Source organism: Streptomyces sp. NPDC017225 (assembly GCF_044331465.1).
Classification (GTDB): Bacteria; Actinomycetota; Actinomycetes; order Streptomycetales; family Streptomycetaceae; genus Streptomyces.
In genome coordinates this window covers 1-16,440 of the sequence record NZ_JBIRNE010000020.1, presented here as the reverse complement: position 1 = coordinate 16,440, position 16,440 = coordinate 1, and the positions used below count along the sequence as shown (strand labels likewise).

Sequence of the window (16,440 nt, the reverse complement as noted above, 5' to 3'; positions counted from 1 at the left end):
GTAGTGAAGGACGAACGACGGACCTTCAAGATTCCCGAAAAGACGGCGCAGCCGAAGAATTTCGGCCAATTCGCTCGCCACACCGCGAGAACGCCCCGGCCTGCCCGCCACCCGATCCCGGGCGGCAATCTCCCGCAATGACCGGACAACTGACCATCACCGACCGCCGGTGCGCGGGTTCGCCCTCCGGACGGGTCTTCGAGTTACCCGTGCGTCAGTAGTAGGCTCGCGCCGTTTGTTGACGTACACGCGTACCCCCCTGCCGGTGGGGTCGAGCTGGGGGAGGCCATGCGCTTTCGCGGGAAGTCGATCCGCCGGAAGATCGTGGCGCTGCTTCTCGTGCCGCTCGTGTCCCTGACCGCGATCTGGGCCTTCGCCACGGTGCTCACGGGACGCGAGGCCAGCCGGCTGTTCAGCGTCTCGACCGTCGTCGAGGAGATCGGCTACCCGGTCGAGGACACCGTCCGCGTCCTCCAGCAGGAACGCCGCCAGACGCTCGTCCACCTCGCCGACCCGCGCGCCTCCGACGGACTCTCCGCCCTGCGGCGCAGCCGTACCGCCACCGACGAGGCCATCGCCGAGATCCGCCGCAACGCGGCGGACGCCGACGTACGCGACGCGCTGGGACAGGCCGAGGAAGAGCGGCTCACCGCCGTACTGGACGCCTTCGACGGCATCGGTGCGCTGCGCCGCAGCGTCGAGGACGGCACCGTCGACCGCGAGTTCGCCCTGGGCCTCTACAACCGGCTGGTCGATCCCTGTCACGAGCTGCTCGCCAACCTGTACGTCGTCGACAACGTGGCCCTGGACAAGCAGTACCGCGCACTCGTCAACGTCTCCCGGGCACGCGAACTGCTCTCCCGCGAGGACGCCCTCCTCGGCTCGGCCCTGGTCGCGGGCCGGCTCACCCGCAGCGAGGTACGGGACATCTCCGACCTCGTGGCCCAGCGGACCATGATGTACGACACCAACCTCCCGCAGTTGCCCGCCGCCGACCGCGGGCGGTACCAGCGCTTCTGGAAGAACGCCTCCTCGGCCCCCCTGCGGGCCGCCGAGGAGGCGGCCGTCTCCACCGAGGCGGGCGCGCCCCACGGCGTCACCGCCAAGAGCTGGGACACCGCCGCCGGCAGCGTCCTCGAGGAACTCGGTTCCCTCGACGACCGGGCCGCCGACCGCTACCAGGACCGTGTCGACCCGGTCGCCACGAACGTCATCGCCAAGGTGGTCATCGCCGGCGTACTCGGCCTGCTCGCCCTGCTGTACTCCCTCTTCCTGTCCGTACGCGTCGGCCGCTCCCTCATCCGCGACCTCAAACAGCTGCGGCTGGAGGCCCACGAGGCGTCCGGCGTCCGGCTGCCCAGCGTGATGCGCCGCCTCTCCGCCGGCGAACAGGTGGACGTGGAGACCGAGGTGCCGCGCCTGGAGTACGACAAGAACGAGATGGGCGAGGTCGGCCAGGCCCTCAACACCCTCCAGCGCGCCGCCGTGGAAGCCGCCGTCAAGCAGGCCGAGCTCCGTGCCGGCGTCTCCGAGGTGTTCGTCAACCTCGCGCGCCGCAGCCAGGTGCTGCTGCACAAGCAGCTCACCCTGCTCGACACCATGGAACGTCGTACCGAGGACACCGAGGAACTCGCCGACCTGTTCCGCCTGGACCACCTGACCACCCGTATGCGCCGGCACGCCGAGGGCCTGGTCATCCTCTCCGGAGCCGCCCCGTCCAGGCAGTGGCGCAAGCCCGTCCAGCTCATGGACGTGGTGCGGGCCGCCGTCGCCGAGGTCGAGGACTACGAGCGCATCGAGGTCCGCCGGCTGCCCCGTATCGCCGTCACGGGACCGGCCGTCGCCGACCTCACCCATCTCGTGGCCGAACTCCTCGAGAACGCCACGGTGTTCTCGCCGCCGCACACCGCCGTGCAGGTCCTGGGCGAGCGCGTCGCCAACGGTTTCACCCTGGAGATCCACGACCGCGGCCTCGGCATGGCGGCCGGCGCCCTTCTCGACGCCAACCTCCGGCTCGCCGAGACGCCGGAGTTCGAACTGTCCGACACCGACCGGCTCGGTCTCTTCGTCGTCAGCCGGCTCGCCCAGCGGCAGAACGTCCGGGTGTCCCTGCAGCCTTCGCCGTACGGCGGCACCACCGCGGTCGTCTTCGTGCCCGACGCGTTGCTCACGGACGACGCCCCGGACACCAACGGCGTCGGCTTCCGCCTCGACCGCCCCCAGCACGCCAAGGAGAAGGAGCGGGCGGAGAGCCGCCGTTCCGCCCTTGCGCACGTGCCCGCACGGCTGCTGGAGCGGCCGGCACCGATGCTGGACGGTCCGGTCGAACTGGAGGCGCCCGTCGACCTGGACGCCCTCGACGACCAGGACAGCGAACGGGGCGGCCTGTTCCGACCGCACCGCCCGCTCGTCGCGGCGGAGGACGACCAGGTGACCCGACGCGCCGAACGGCGGCGCCAGGGGGCCGACCGCGACGCCGAGTCACCCCGGAGCGGGGACGAGACGGGTACGCTGCCTCGCCGCCGTACCCCCAAGCTGGTCAGTTCGCACGGGCGTCCGGTCACCGCACGGGCCCCCCAGGACACCGAGGGCGGGGCGGCTCCGGCAGGCGGGGAACGGACGGGGGCCCGGACCGGACCTCAGGCACGAACCGGTGAGCCGCCCGCGCTGCCGGCCCGCCGCCGTCGCGACGACCGACGCGGCGACGGCCCGGACGCCCGGATCGACGACCGCGCCGACGACCGTGCCGACGACCGCGCCCATGGCCGTGACGCCGACCGTACCGACGGTCGTGACACCGAGCGTGCCGGCCCCGACGCGCTGCCGTCCCTCCCGGCCCGCCGACGCGGCGCGTCCCCTGTACGAGGGGGCTTCGCGTCCGGCGGCGACACGGGGAACGGCGTGCGCCCCGTCGGCCGCAGACCCGCCGACCAGGGAGGCGCCCCGGACGGCGCCGAACCCGGTACGGGCGCGCTGCCCCGGCGCGTACGGCAGGCCAATCTGGCACCTCAGCTCAGGCAGGGCCCCGAGCCGGCCCCGGAAGACCGCTCCGACCCCGCCGACCGGGACGCCGAGGAAGTACGCAGCCGCATGGCCTCGCTCCAACGCGGCTGGCGGCGCGGCCGCGAGGAGAACGCCGCGCAGGACGACGTGTCCGGCGGCACAGCACCACGAGCACCACAAGGAACGAACAAGGGGGACGGTCGATGACCGCACCGAAGGCGACCGGCCACACCGCGACCAAGTCGGGGGAGCTCAACTGGCTCCTCGACGACCTGGTGGACCGTGTCGCGAGCATCCGCAAAGCCCTCGTCCTGTCCGGCGACGGTCTGGCGACCGGGGCTTCCAAGGACCTCACCAGGGAGGACAGCGAACACCTGGCCGCCGTGGCATCCGGTTTCCACAGCCTTGCCAAGGGCGTGGGCCGCCACTTCGAGGCGGGCAGCGTCCGGCAGACGGTCGTCGAACTCGACGACGCCTTCCTGTTCGTCACCGCCGCCGGTGACGGCAGCTGCCTCGCCGTCCTGTCGGACGCCGACTCCGACGTCGGTCAGGTCGCCTACGAGATGACCCTCCTCGTCAAGCGGGTCGGCGTGCACCTGGGCACCGCTCCGCGCACCGATCTGCCCTCGGGCGGGTAAGTGGGATGACATGAGCGCAGACGGTCTGGGAAGAAACCACTGGTTCGACGACGAGGCCGGGCCCGTCGTCCGTCCGTACGCCATGACGCGCGGCCGCACGACCAGCGCGGCGCAGCACCGCCTCGACCTGATCGCGGTGGTCGTGGCGGAACCCCACGCGGACGACCCGGAGGCGGACGTCACGCTCTCCCCGGAGCACGTGGACATCGTCGGACTGTGCCGGGACACCCCGCAGTCGGTCGCCGAACTCGCCGCCGAACTCGACCTGCCCATCGGGGTCGTGCGGGTCCTGGTCGGCGACCTCGTCGACGTCGAGCTCGTGCACGTGAACCGCCCCGTGCCGCCTGCCGAGCTGCCGGACGAGAACATCCTGCGCGACGTGATCAGCGGACTGAGGGCACTGTGAACCGGCCTCCGGCCACGATGAGCGGCACCCCGTGTGGCACGTTGGGCCACACGGCAAGTGGCACGTTAAGGAGAAGAGATCGATGATCTTCGGGCGTTCTCAGCGCGGCAAGCCGCCGGTCGAGCCCGTCACGCTCAAGATCCTGGTGGCCGGCGGCTTCGGCGTCGGCAAGACCACCCTCGTCGGCGCGGTCAGCGAGATCCGTCCGCTGCGCACGGAGGAACTGCTCACCGAGGCCGGGCGGCCCGTCGACGACGTCAGCGGGGTGGAGGGCAAGCACACCACCACGGTGGCCATGGACTTCGGACGGATCACGCTGCGCGAGGACCTGGTGCTGTATCTCTTCGGCACACCCGGGCAGGAGCGGTTCTGGTTCATGTGGGACGAGCTCTCCGAGGGCGCGCTCGGTGCCGTGGTGCTGGCCGACACGCGTCGCCTGGAGGACTGCTTCGCCGCGATCGACTACTTCGAACGCCGCTCCATCCCGTTCGTGGTCGGCGTCAACTGCTTCGAGGGATCGGCCCGCTACCCGACGGACACCGTTCGCCAGGCCCTCGACCTCGACGCCGACGTGCCCCTGGTGATGTGCGACGCCCGTGACCGGGAGTCGGTCAAGGAGATACTCATCGGCGTGGTCCAGCACGCCATGACCCAGGCGGCGGACCGCCGCCGGGTCGTCACGACCTGACCCCCCGACGCCCGCTGCCGAGCGCCGGGGCACGGAGGCGACACCTGCGCGCGCGTGCCCCAGCCCGCCCGGCGCCTAGCGGTCCTCCCCGTCCTGCGTCCAGCCCAGGCTCTTCTCCACCGCCTTGCGCCGGTTGCGGTACTCCCGGCCCCGTACCGACGCCTCCGCGTCCGCGCGATCTCTCGCGTCCCCGCGATCTCTCGCGTCCGCGCGATCGAACGCGCACGCCGGCCCGGTCGACGACGGCCGCCCCGTCACGCGTCGGCGGCCACGGCGCCGACCCGGCTCAGCCTGCCGGTGCCGTCGCCCGGTCCGAGCCACGCCGGACCTCGTGACCCGGTACGCCCACCCGGCCCAGCACCCAGCTCGCCCCGTGCAACGTCTTCGCGGCCTTCTTCAGCGGGGCCAGCCAAGCCGCCGCCTGTCGGTGGTCCGGCACGCTGCCCGGCGCGCACACGACCGACGCCAGAGAGAGGGTCACGGGCCGCCCACCGGCCGACCAGGGCGCGTCCAGCACGGAGGCGGCCAGCGGATCCAGCTCTTCCGGATCGGTGAGCACCAGGAAGTCGTCACCGCCGATGTGCCCCACGCGCGTGGAGCCCGCCGCCGTGCGCAGCAGCGCCCGCCCGACGGCCCGGATCAGCTCGTCGCCCGCCGCGAACCCGGCCCCGTCGTTGACCTGCTTGAAGTGGTCCACATCGAGCCAGCTCAGGGTGAACGCCCGTCCGTCCGCGATCCGCCGGTCCACTTCACCCGTGATCGCGTCCGAACCGGGCAGCCGCGTCAGCGGATTGAGCCCGGCCGCCTCCTCCACCCGGCTCTCGGCCAGCGCCCGCACGAGATCCGCCAGCCGTACGACGCCCACGCACCGCCCGCACGCGTCGACCACGGCCACATCGTCCGACGTACGGCCCGGGCCGCCGACCGCCACCACGTCCAGTACCTCCCAGGCCGTCGCGTCGGCACCCACCGTCCGAGGCGGGTCACCGAGCTTCAGGGCGGGCCGGTCGGCGTACAGCGCATGCCCGTAGCGCCCCGACATCGACAGCAGGAAGCGGAGACGGTGCACCGACCGCACCGGCACCCCGTCCCGGTCCACGAGCAGCACCCCGGACACGTCGGGCGAACCGGTCAGCAGCGCCCGCACCTGCCCCGCCGAAGCCGTCGCCGGCAGCAGCGCGGCCGGCCGCACGAACTGCCGTACCGAAGGCCCCGAGCGCGGTGCCGGTACGACACCGGCCGGGCCGGGCGGGACGTACACGTCCGCCGCGGGCAACCGCGCCGGCGGCGCGAACAACTCGCCCTGTGCCAACTGCGCCCCGGCCGACCGCGCGGCAGCGCACTGCGACTCCGTCTCCACCCCCTCCACGGACAGCAGCGCCCCCAACTCGTCGCACATCACCCGCATCGCCCGTACGGCGGCCGGCCGCGCCAGCAGCGACGCGTCGAGTTTGACCAGCTCCGGTGCCAGATCCGTCAGCAGCCGCAGCGGCGCGTCCCCGTCACCGACCCCGTCCGCACAGATCCGGAACCCCTGGCCCCGCAACGCGGTCACCGCCTCCAGCAGCGCCTGACGCGGCACATGCGCGTACGGAGGACAGACGTCGACCGTCACCTCCCACGGCATCCGCCCCGCCTCACGTACGGCGTCGTGCAGCCCCCGCAGGCCACCGAGGTCGGCGAGGGTGCCCGCGAACACGTTGAGGTGCAGCGGCAGCAGCGTCTCCTTGCGTACCGCCGCGCGAAACGCCGCCACCGCCAGCCGACCGTCGAGTTCCGGGTCGCGGCGGGCCTCGGCCAGGATGTCGCCGGTCTCCGGGCGGACGAGTATCTCCAGCGCCGCAACCCCGCCGGTCAGCAGGTTGACCACCGGTTGGAAGGCGAAGCGGAGAGTGTCCGTCCAGGAGCGCACGGGAGCAGAATGGCGCCGCCGGTGGTCCCACGGGCCCAGTTCACGTGACGTTCACGCAGGATTCCGACCCGCGCACGCGGTGTACGAACCGGGGGAGCCGCCGACCCGCCCCCTTCCCCCGTGGAACCTCCACCTGATAGATGCAGGGAACATGACACGACTCTCCACCGCTCTCCGCGGTCTGGCCGCCGCCTTCGCCGCCCTGCTCGCCGTCACGGCCGTCCCCGCCACCGCCCAGGCCGAGCCGGACCCGAAGGCCCCCGAGGACTTCGTGGCCCTGAGAAGCGTCGACCCGACGATCATCCAGGAGATGCGCTACGTCACCCCGCACAACTTCGTCGGCGAGCGCGTCGACGGCTACCGGCAGCCCCTGTGCGTCCTCACCCGCCCCGCGGCCAACGCCCTCCACCGGGCCCAGACCCGCCTGCTGCGCCAGGGCTACTCGCTCAAGGTGTACGACTGCTACCGCCCGCAGCGCGCCGTCGACCACTTCGTCCGCTGGGCCGAGGACCTCGACGACCAGGACATGAAGGCCGAGTTCTACCCCGACGTCGACAAGACCCGTCTGTTCGCGGACGGCTATATCGCGGCGAAGTCCGGGCACAGCCGCGGCTCCACCGTCGACCTCACGATCGTGAGGCTCCCGGCGAAGCCCACCCGGCCCTACCACCCCGGACAGCCCCTGGTGCCCTGCTTCGCCCCCCAGGACGAGCGCTTCCCCGACAACTCCGTCGACATGGGCACCGGCTACGACTGCTTCGACACCCGCTCGCACACCCTCGACCCCCGCGTCCAGGGAACCCAGCGCGCCAACCGGCTGCTGCTCAAGAACACCCTGGAGGACGTCGGCCTGGTGAACCTCCCCGAGGAGTGGTGGCACTTCACGTACAAGCCCGAGCCCTACCCGGACACCTACTTCGACTTCCCGGTCTCCGCGAAGTCCCTCGCCGGCCGCCACTGAGCCGGCTGCCGGAGCCGCCCCCTCAACGATCGGATACAGTCCGCCGCGTGTCCGTAACCGAAACCTCCTCTCCCAACTCCGCACCGGACTCGCACTGTTCGAGCTGCGGAACGCCCTACGGAGAGGGCGTCTCCGGCTGGCCCCGCCCCTGTCCCGCGTGCGGCACCGTGGCCTACCGCAACCCGCTGCCGGTCGCGGTCGCCCTCCAGCCCGTGTACGACACGCAGGGCGCCGCCCTGGTCGTCATCACCCGCACCGTGGCCCCCGCGCGCGGGGGCGTCGCACTGCCCGGCGGCTATGTCGACGACCGGGAGGACTGGCGGCGGGCCGTCGTCCGCGAGCTCGGGGAGGAGACGGGCATCGACGCGGCCGACCACGACGTACGGCTCGCCGACGCCATGAGCTCGCCCGACGGCCACCTGCTGCTCTTCGGACTCCTCCCCGAACGGCCGGCCGAGGCCCTCCCGCCGTCCGCCGCCACGAACGAGACCCAGGGATGGCATCTGCTGCGCCGCCCGGAGGAGCTCGCCTTCCCCCTCCACACCCGGGCCGCGCGGGCCTGGTTCGAGGGCCGCTACGTCTGAGCGGAGCGCTCCTCGAGCCCACGGACGCGCACGGGACAGGACGGCTCGCGCACGCCGTCCTCGCACTCCCGCTCCACGACGACCCGCCGCCCCTCCCAGCGGGACACGTACCGCTCGATCTCCGGTTCCACCCAGCCGTCGCCCGCGTCCGGAACGACCAGACCGCCGCCGGTCCGCCCCCGCGCGGGCGCCCACACCTCCAGCTCCGTCCCGCCGTCCTCCCCACGCACCGGAACCACCGCCCCCGCCCGCGCGAACACCGGAATCCGAGCCGGCGGAGCATCGGCGAGAACCCGCGCGGGCCCTTCGTACGCCCGCTCCGTCACCACGTCGTACCAGCGCCCACGCGGCAGCCGTACGGCCCGCCGGTCCACCCCCGGATCGAGCACCGGCGCCACCAGCAGACGGTCGCCCAGCAGAAAGGCGTCCTCGCAGTCCCGCAACGCCCGCTCCTCCGGCGTCGACCACCACACAGGACGCACGTACGGCGCGCCCGTCCGCCGGGCCAGATGCGCCAGTGTCAGGAAGTACGGCAGCAACCGCCGCCGTTCGACGAGCGCCACGCGCGCGTGCTCCACCACCTCGGCACCCAGTTCCCACGGCTCCCCGCCTGCCGCCCGCGAGCCCCCGCGCGTGCGGAACAGCGGCAGGTGGGAAGCCAGCTGGAGCCACCGCAGATACAGCTCCGGCGACGGACTCGCGCCCACGTCCGGCCCCGCGTACGGCACTCCGCACAGCCCGAGCCCCAGCACCGCCGACAGCGACGCCCGCAGCCCGGGCCAGCCCGTGGCCACCTCCCCGGACCACGTGCCGCCGTACCGCTGCATGCCGGCCCACCCCGACCGCGAGAGGACGAACGGCCGCTCCCCGGGGACCAGGGACCGCAGCCCCTCGTAGCCGGCCCGTGCCATGCAGAGCGCGTACACGTTGTGCGCCTCTCTGTGGTCACCGGCCCGGCCCTCCAGGGAATGCCGGGCCGAACGCGGCAGCGTCGACTCCCCGAAGGCGGCGAACGAGGTGGGCTCGTCCAGGTCGTGCCAGAACCCGGCGAACCCGCGCCCGAGCCGCTCCTCGTAGAGCCCGCCCCACCACGCACGCGCACGCGCGTGCGTGAAGTCCGGGAAGACCACGTCCCCGGCCGACGCCACACCCCGGACGACCGGACCCGAGGCGTCCCGCACGAACACGCCCTCGCTCGTCCCACTGTCGTACACGGCGTCGCCGGGCACGGCCGGGACCGCGGGACCGACCACCGACACCAGCCGGATCCCGTCCCGCCGCAGCTCCTCGGCGAGGACGGGCAGTTTGGGAAACCGCTCCTCGTCCACGGTGAAGACCCGATGTGCGTCGAGATGGCCGATGTCCAGGTGTACGGCGTCGAGCGGCAGGTCACGCTCCTGGTGACCGGCCACGACCCGGCGCACCTCCTGCTCGTCGCCGGGACCCGACCACACGTGATGGTGACCGAGCGCCCACGCGGGCGGCAGCGCGGGCGCACCGGTGAGCGACGCCCAGGTGAGCAGCACGCGCGCGGGAGTACCCACCGTCATCCAGCACCGCAGCGGACCGCCGTCCATCCGCAGCACACTCCGCCCGGGCCGGTCGTGTCCGGACCCCGACCCCTCCTCGCCCTCCCGCAACGCCACCGTGCCGTCCCACGAACTGTCGTGGAACACCAGATGCGTCCCCGCGTCGGCCACCACCAGCTGCACGGGCATCGTGACGGACGACCGATCCTCCCCCGAAGCGGAGGCCGGACCCGGCGAGGTGTTCCACAGCCGGTACGTGCCCTGCCGCAGCCGAGGGCCGGCCGCCCGTCCACCGAGCCCGAAGAACCGGGCGTCCGCCGCCACCTCCGACCGCTGGGTCCAGCGCGCCGGCCCCCCACCGGCCGGTTCCCACCAGCGGGGCGGCAGCTCACGGCGCAGGACCACACCCCCGGGCGTACGAACCTCGACCGCACCGTGCCGGGACACGGCCACCGTCGCCCGCTCGGCCACCACCCTCCAGCCGCCGTCCTTGTCGGGCTCCAGCACCGCCCGCGGATCCGGCTCCGGACAACGGCCCGCCAACGCGTACGACGGCTCCGGGCCGGCCCCGTCCCAGCCCCAGAAGACGGCACCGTTCACGGCCACCAGGACGCGCAGCTCCGAACGGGCGAACCGGACGACACCGCCCCCGGGCCCGGGCTCGACCTCCCGCACCGGCCCCGGCACCCGCGCACGCTCCGCCCCCCGCGGCGGCAGCCCCGCGGCGTCGGCACGCCGCCTCCGCCACGCCGCCCGTACGGTACGCAACCCCTGCGCCGCCCCCGCAGAACCGAACGCTTTCATCGAACGCACCAGGTCACGACCGTCCATGCCGCTCACCCTGCCATCGACGGCCTCTCGCGCGGGCGTCGTTCAACTGCCGTTCACCCGTGACGGGACCACATCTTCATGACACCGACTATGTGGGGCGCGCCCTGGTGTAGAAGTCGATCACATGGCATCGTCCGTGTCAGCCGCGTCACGCGCACACCCCAGCGCGTGCGCGCAGGACGCACACGACGCGCACAGTCCGGGAGCCGCCCCATGTCGACCGTGAACCCCCAGCCGCTCTGGCAGCCAGACGCGCAGCGCATCGCCCAGGCCCGGATCACCAGGTTCCAGACCTGGGCGGCCGAGTACCACGGCGCCCCCGCCGAGGGCGGATACGGCACCCTGCACCGCTGGTCCGTCGACGAGCCGGCCACCTTCTGGAAAGCCGTCACGGAATGGTTCGACGTACGCTTCTCGACCCCCTACACGCGCGTGCTGGGCGACCGCTCCATGCCCGGCGCCCAGTGGTTCCCCGGTGCCACGCTCAACTACGCCGAGCACGCCCTGCGCGCGGCGGCCACCCGCGCGGACGAACCGGCCCTGCTGCACGTCGACGAGACCCACGAACCGAGCCCCGTCACCTGGGCCGAACTGCGTCGCCAGGTCGGCTCGCTCGCCGCCGAACTCCGCGCTCTCGGTGTACGCCCCGGCGACCGCGTCAGCGGCTACCTCCCGAACATCCCCCAGGCCGTGGTCGCCTTCCTCGCCACCGCCGCCGTGGGCGGTGTCTGGACCTCCTGCGCCCCCGACTTCGGCGCCCGCAGCGTCCTGGACCGCTTCCAGCAGGTCGAACCCGTGGTCCTGTTCACCGTCGACGGCTACCGCTACGGCGGCAAGGAACACGACCGCCGCGACACCGTCGCCGAACTGCGCCGCGAACTGCCCACCCTGCGCGCCGTCGTCCACGTCCCGCTCCTCGGCACCGAGGCCCCCGAGGGCACACTGGAATGGGAGACGCTGACCTCCGCCGACACGGACCCCGTCTTCGAGCAGGTGCCCTTCGACCACCCCCTGTGGGTGCTCTACTCCTCCGGCACCACCGGCCTGCCCAAGGCCATCGTCCAGTCCCAGGGCGGCATCCTGGTCGAGCACCTCAAACAGCTCGGCCTGCACTGCGACCTCGGCCCCGAGGACCGCTTCTTCTGGTACACGTCCACCGGCTGGATGATGTGGAACTTCCTCGTCTCCGGCCTGCTCACCGGCACCACGATCGTCCTCTACGACGGCAGCCCGGGCCACCCGGACACCGGCGCCCAGTGGCGCATCGCCGAACGCACCGGGGCCACCCTCTTCGGCACCTCCGCCGCCTACGTCATGGCCTGCCGCAAGGCCGGCGTGCACCCGGCCCGCGACCACGACCTCTCCCGGATCCAGTGCGTCGCCACCACCGGCTCCCCGCTGCCGCCCGACGGCTTCCGCTGGCTGCACGACGAGTTCGCGGACAGCGGGGCCGACCTGTGGATCGCGTCCGTCAGTGGCGGCACCGACGTGTGCTCCTGCTTCGCGGGCGCCGTCCCCACGCTCCCGGTGTACATCGGCGAACTCCAGGCCCCCGGCCTGGGCACCGACCTGCAGTCCTGGGACCCCGGCGGCGCACCCCTCACCGACGAGGTCGGTGAGCTCGTCGTCACCAACCCCATGCCCTCGATGCCGATCCGCTTCTGGAACGACCCCGACGGCAGCCGCTACCACGACAGCTACTTCGACACCTACCCCGGCGTCTGGCGGCACGGCGACTGGATCACCCTCACCTCCCGCGGATCCGTCGTCATCCACGGCCGCTCCGACTCCACCCTCAACCGGCAGGGCGTCCGCATGGGCTCGGCCGACATCTACGAGGCCGTCGAGCGGCTGCCCGAGATCAGGGAGTCCCTCGTCATCGGCGTCGAACAGCCCGACGGCGGCTACTGGATGCCCCTGTTCGTGCACCTGGCCCCCGGAACCGCCCTCGACGAGGACCTGCTGAACCGCGTCAAACAGACCATCCGCGAACAGCTCTCCCCGCGTCACGTCCCCGACGAGGTCATCGAAGTGCCCGGCATCCCGCACACCCTGACCGGCAAGCGCATCGAGGTCCCGGTCAAGCGCCTCCTCCAGGGCACCCCACTGGACAAGGCCGTCAACCCCGGCTCCATCGACAACCTCGACCTGCTCCACTTCTACGAGGACCTCGCCCGCAAACGCGCCTGACCAGGCCCTCAACGATCCGGCCGACCCGAACGGCGGCCGGATCGCGGGCCCGCCCCGACGCCGTTGTCAGTGCCGCCGGTTACTGTGAGTGAGCATTGATCGACTGCGCACAGGGGGAAACATGGCGCACACCGACCAGACCACACGAAGCGTCCTGCGCCGGGAGATCGCCGGCACCATCGGACTGCTCACCGACGAACACGACTTCCGCGCCATGCGGCGCTACCGCAGCTTCACCTTCGACGACCACGCGACCTACCTCCACGAGGTGGAGGCCCTGCTCAGGGCACGCGCCTCACAGGGCACGCACACCACCGTCGCCCTCTTCGACCCGGAGGAGTACGCCGACTTCTGCTCGGCTTCGGGCCTCGACCCCGACGCCCACGCCAGCCGCTCCCGGTTCACCGCCGAACTCGCCGCCGGCGGCCCCACCGTCCCGTACGAGGGGCAGCCCCTCTCCGACCTCCTCCCGGACCTCGTCGACGAAGCCGTCCGGCAGGCCACGTGGGAGTACACGTCCACGCTGCTCGCCCGCCTCGGGAGCTGCTCCACCTGCGGCGAGGACCTCGGCCGAGCCGCCTTCACCCGGGCCACGCGACTGCTCCTGCGCGTCCTCGAAACGGCTCCACCGGGCGACCGGCACCTGGTCTGCAGCGTCTCCGGCTCCCCGGAACCCCTCGTCTCCGTCCTGCACGCCGACGAGGACATCGACGGCGTCCCGCACATGGACGAGGCCGAAGCCCTGGAATTCACCAGCGTCCTCGCCCTCGGCCTCGCCACCCACAGCCCCGGCGGACTCGTCATGCGCGTCAGCACCCCGGGCGGTGCCGACCGCGTCCACGGCTGGCGCCTGCGGGGATACTGTCTGGACCCCCTCACCGCCGGTGAGGTCTTCGACGCCTACTGCACCGACATCGAGTCCGGCGACCTCATCTCCCCGGAGTCCAACGTCGACTACTGCGCGCCGCCCGACCTCGGCGACGACCACCTGCCACCGGGGCACCATCACTGAACGCGAGCGGGGCGCCCCACCCGAAGGTGGAACGCCCCGCACCACAGCCGACGGCGGCCTCGCCCGGCCCTACTCGCCGGACAGCACCGCCTGAGCGGCGTTCCGCGCCTCCTCGGCGCTGTCCGCCGCACGGGCGGCCGCCGCGGCACGCTCGCACTGCGCCAGCGTGAACTTCGCCAGCGTCGCCCGGACGTAGGGAAGAGACGCCGCACCCATGGAGAGGGAGGTGACGCCCAGACCGGTCAGCACGCACGCCAGCAGCGGGTCCGACGCGGCCTCACCGCAGACACCGCAGCTCTTGCCCTCGGCCCTGGCGGCGTCGGCGGACAGCGCGACCAGGTCGAGCAGGGCAGGCTGCCACGGGTCCTGCAGCCGGGACACCGCGCCCACCTGCCGGTCGGCGGCGAAGGTGTACTGCGCGAGGTCGTTCGTTCCCAGCGACAGGAACTCGACCTCCTGCAGCACCGAGCGCGCCCGCAGCGCGGCGGACGGGATCTCCACCATCGCGCCGAACTTCGCCCGCAGCCCGGCCTCGCGGCACGCGTCCGCGAACGCCTTGGCGTCCGCCCGGTCCGCCACCATCGGGGCCATGACCTCGAGGTAGACGGGCAGCCCCTCCGCCGCCTTCGCCAGCGCCGTCAGCTGGGTGCGCAGCACGTCCGGGTGGTCGAGCAGAGTCCGCAGCCCGCGCACGCCCAGCGCCGGGTTCGGCTCGTCGCCCGGGGTCAGGAAGTCCAGCGGCTTGTCCGCACCGGCGTCCAGCACCCGCACGACGACCCGGCCCTCGGGGAAGGCCTCCAGCACCTGCCGGTAGGCGGTGACCTGCCTCTCCTCGGACGGCGCGTTCTCGCTGTCGTCGAGGAAGAGGAACTCGGTACGGAACAGACCGACACCCTCCGCACCGGCCTCGACCGCCGCGGGCACGTCCGCGGGACCGCCGATGTTCGCGAGTAGCGGCACCTTGTGACCGTCCGAGGTCGCACCCGGCCCCGTCGACGCGGCCAGCGCCGCCTTGCGCTCGGCCGCCTCCGCCCGCAGCCGCGCCTTCTGCTCCTCGCCGGGATTCACGAAGATCTCGCCGGTACTGCCGTCCACGGCGACGACCGTGCCCTCCGGTAGTTCCCCGGCGCCCGGCAGCGCCACCACGGCCGGCACGCCGAGCGCCCGCGCGAGAATCGCACTGTGGCTGGTCGGCCCGCCCTCCTCGGTGACGAAACCGAGGACCAGCGTCGGGTCCAGCAGCGCCGTGTCCGCGGGCGCCAGATCCCGCGCGATGAGAACGTACGGCTCGTCGCTGTCCGGCACGCCCGGCATCGGTACCCCGAGCAGACGGGCGACGATACGATTCCGCACATCGTCGAGATCGGCCACCCGGCCGGCCAGGTACTCACCGGCACCGGCCAGCAGGGCGCGGTACGCGGCGAAGGCGTCGTACACCGCGCGCTCGGCCGTGCTGCCGACGGCGATCCGCCGGTCCACGTCCGACATCAGCTCGGGGTCCTGGGCCATCATGGCCTGGGCCTCGAGCACCGCCTGGGCTTCGCCCCCCGCCAGATTGCCGCGCGCCATCAGGTCGGCCGCCACAGCCTCCACGGCCTTGCGGGCGCGCCCCTGCTCGCGCTCCGCGTCCTCAGCCGGAATCTGCTTGGCCGGCGGCTCGAGCACCGCCGTGCCCATGTGCCGAACCTCGCCGATCGCCACACCGTGGCTCACACCGACGCCTCGCAGCGTTGTCTCCATCTCACCCGTCCCGATAGTGCGGCGGGTCCCGCCGCCGCGGTGGTTGTCCTACCAGCCGTCGTACGACGGCGTCGACGTCACTTCCAGAGGAAGAGACTCTCGCCGGCCGTCACTTCGCCGTCCTCACGGAGATCGGTGAGGGCCTCGGCCGTCGCCTCCAGGGCCACGATCGGACAGACCGGCGACTTGCCCGCGGCCTCGACGGCGGCCGGGTCCCAGCGGACCACGCCCTGCCCACGCACGACGGTGTCGCCCTTGTTCACCAGCAGCTCGAAACCCTCACCGTTGAGCTGCACGGTGTCGATGCCGAGATGAGTCAGCACACCGTGTCCGCTGTCGTCGACGACGACATAGGCGTGCGGGTGCAGAGAGACGATCACCCCGTCCACGGGGGCGACCGCCTCGGAGGGCTCCCTCACGGGGTCGATGGCGGTACCCGGGCCGACCATGGCCCCGGAGAAGACGGGATCGGGCACAGCGGCCAGTCCGATGGCACGTCCTGCGAGCGGGGACGAGACGGTGGTCATGGGAAGCCTCCCAGGTGGCGGAGATATATACGGGCCGTCACTGCCTGTCCCGGACGGCGCACTGAGCAGCAGCGTATGTCATAGGAAGTACCGGTTCCGCATGAGTGTTCCGATTAGAGGTCTAGACCACAGTCCCCACGGATTTGCACCCGTTCCACGGCTCCGTGTACAGTCGTTACTCCTGCCTGAGGTTGAGCGACGCGAAGCAAGGCATCCTCGCCCCGGCAGTACCCAACTTGTCAGATCCTATCGCTGGATCGCCTTCTGCATGCCCGCAGGACGGTGGTCAGAAGCACCGGGAAAGCCTGATAGTGTTGGGAACAACGAAGGGAAGCGCCCGGAGGAAAGCCTGAGAGAGTCTCTCGGGTGAGTACAAAGGAAGCGTCCGTTCCTTGAGAACTCAACAGCGTGCCAAAAGT

12 protein-coding genes are annotated in these 16,440 nt (G+C 72.3%); 8 read left to right on the top strand and 4 right to left on the bottom strand.

From position 1 onward, the window contains the following. Positions 1–288: 288 nt before the first annotated feature. From ACH4NX_RS31370 to ACH4NX_RS31355, 4 genes are all read left to right on the top strand, one after another. Positions 289–3,210 (top strand): nitrate- and nitrite sensing domain-containing protein, encoded by a 2,922-nt coding sequence (locus ACH4NX_RS31370; protein WP_398128349.1) that lies wholly within the window; start codon positions 289–291, stop codon positions 3,208–3,210. Next, positions 3,207–3,641 (top strand): roadblock/LC7 domain-containing protein, encoded by a 435-nt coding sequence (locus tag ACH4NX_RS31365; RefSeq protein ID WP_351402300.1) that lies wholly within the window; start codon positions 3,207–3,209, stop codon positions 3,639–3,641. The genes ACH4NX_RS31370 and ACH4NX_RS31365 overlap by 4 nt, the downstream gene beginning before the upstream one ends. A gap of 10 nt (positions 3,642–3,651) precedes the next feature. Then, a complete protein-coding gene (locus tag ACH4NX_RS31360; RefSeq protein ID WP_279566495.1) occupies positions 3,652–4,047 on the top strand; it encodes a DUF742 domain-containing protein in 396 nt (131 codons plus the stop codon). A gap of 82 nt (positions 4,048–4,129) precedes the next feature. Further along, the gene (locus ACH4NX_RS31355) at positions 4,130–4,735 is read left to right on the top strand and encodes an ATP/GTP-binding protein (protein WP_351402297.1); all 606 of its coding nucleotides are present in this window, start codon (positions 4,130–4,132) and stop codon (positions 4,733–4,735) included. A 286-nt stretch (positions 4,736–5,021) separates the two neighbouring features. On the opposite strand, the gene ACH4NX_RS31350 is transcribed toward ACH4NX_RS31355, so the two are convergent. After that, the gene (locus ACH4NX_RS31350; RefSeq protein WP_351402294.1) at positions 5,022–6,647 is read right to left on the bottom strand and encodes a GGDEF domain-containing protein; all 1,626 of its coding nucleotides are present in this window, start codon (positions 6,645–6,647) and stop codon (positions 5,022–5,024) included. A 151-nt stretch (positions 6,648–6,798) separates the two neighbouring features. Between ACH4NX_RS31350 and ACH4NX_RS31345 the strand changes: the two genes are divergently transcribed. Together ACH4NX_RS31345 and ACH4NX_RS31340 are read left to right on the top strand one after the other, a co-directional pair. Continuing rightward, positions 6,799–7,608, top strand: a complete 810-nt coding sequence (locus ACH4NX_RS31345) for a M15 family metallopeptidase (RefSeq protein ID WP_351402292.1) — start codon at positions 6,799–6,801, stop codon at positions 7,606–7,608. A 47-nt stretch (positions 7,609–7,655) separates the two neighbouring features. Then, positions 7,656–8,192: an NUDIX domain-containing protein gene (locus ACH4NX_RS31340; RefSeq protein ID WP_351402290.1), complete on the top strand. Its 537-nt coding sequence runs from the start codon at positions 7,656–7,658 to the stop codon at positions 8,190–8,192. On the opposite strand, the gene ACH4NX_RS31335 is transcribed toward ACH4NX_RS31340, so the two are convergent. Beyond that, on the bottom strand, positions 8,183–10,552 hold the full coding sequence (locus tag ACH4NX_RS31335; protein WP_398128348.1) for a glycoside hydrolase family 31 protein: 2,370 nt from the start codon (positions 10,550–10,552) through the stop codon (positions 8,183–8,185). The genes ACH4NX_RS31340 and ACH4NX_RS31335 overlap by 10 nt on opposite strands. Positions 10,553–10,765: 213 nt before the next feature. On the opposite strand from ACH4NX_RS31335, the gene ACH4NX_RS31330 reads away from it, so the two are divergent. Continuing rightward, positions 10,766–12,742 (top strand): acetoacetate--CoA ligase, encoded by a 1,977-nt coding sequence (locus tag ACH4NX_RS31330; protein ID WP_398128347.1) that lies wholly within the window; start codon positions 10,766–10,768, stop codon positions 12,740–12,742. Positions 12,743–12,863: 121 nt separating this feature from the next. Beyond that, entirely contained in the window at positions 12,864–13,754 is an 891-nt protein-coding gene (locus tag ACH4NX_RS31325; protein ID WP_398128346.1) for a hypothetical protein, read from the top strand. 69 nt (positions 13,755–13,823) lie between these two features. On the opposite strand, the gene ptsP is transcribed toward ACH4NX_RS31325, so the two are convergent. Together ptsP and ACH4NX_RS31315 are read right to left on the bottom strand one after the other, a co-directional pair. After that, on the bottom strand, positions 13,824–15,494 hold the full coding sequence (ptsP, locus tag ACH4NX_RS31320) for a phosphoenolpyruvate--protein phosphotransferase (RefSeq protein WP_398128345.1): 1,671 nt from the start codon (positions 15,492–15,494) through the stop codon (positions 13,824–13,826). Positions 15,495–15,571: 77 nt separating this feature from the next. After that, positions 15,572–16,021: a PTS glucose transporter subunit IIA gene (locus ACH4NX_RS31315; protein WP_351402278.1), complete on the bottom strand. Its 450-nt coding sequence runs from the start codon at positions 16,019–16,021 to the stop codon at positions 15,572–15,574. Positions 16,022–16,440: the final 419 nt, after the last annotated feature.

Coding starts and splice junctions, on each gene's coding strand:
- ACH4NX_RS31370 (WP_398128349.1), top strand. CDS start 289: ATGCGCTTTCGCGGGAAGTCGATCCGCCGGAAGATCGTGGCGCTGCTT.
- ACH4NX_RS31365 (WP_351402300.1), top strand. CDS start 3,207: ATGACCGCACCGAAGGCGACCGGCCACACCGCGACCAAGTCGGGGGAG.
- ACH4NX_RS31360 (WP_279566495.1), top strand. CDS start 3,652: ATGAGCGCAGACGGTCTGGGAAGAAACCACTGGTTCGACGACGAGGCC.
- ACH4NX_RS31355 (WP_351402297.1), top strand. CDS start 4,130: ATGATCTTCGGGCGTTCTCAGCGCGGCAAGCCGCCGGTCGAGCCCGTC.
- ACH4NX_RS31345 (WP_351402292.1), top strand. CDS start 6,799: ATGACACGACTCTCCACCGCTCTCCGCGGTCTGGCCGCCGCCTTCGCC.
- ACH4NX_RS31335 (WP_398128348.1), bottom strand. CDS start 10,552: ATGGACGGTCGTGACCTGGTGCGTTCGATGAAAGCGTTCGGTTCTGCG.
- ACH4NX_RS31330 (WP_398128347.1), top strand. CDS start 10,766: ATGTCGACCGTGAACCCCCAGCCGCTCTGGCAGCCAGACGCGCAGCGC.
- ACH4NX_RS31325 (WP_398128346.1), top strand. CDS start 12,864: ATGGCGCACACCGACCAGACCACACGAAGCGTCCTGCGCCGGGAGATC.
- ptsP (WP_398128345.1), bottom strand. CDS start 15,494: ATGGAGACAACGCTGCGAGGCGTCGGTGTGAGCCACGGTGTGGCGATC.
- ACH4NX_RS31315 (WP_351402278.1), bottom strand. CDS start 16,021: ATGACCACCGTCTCGTCCCCGCTCGCAGGACGTGCCATCGGACTGGCC.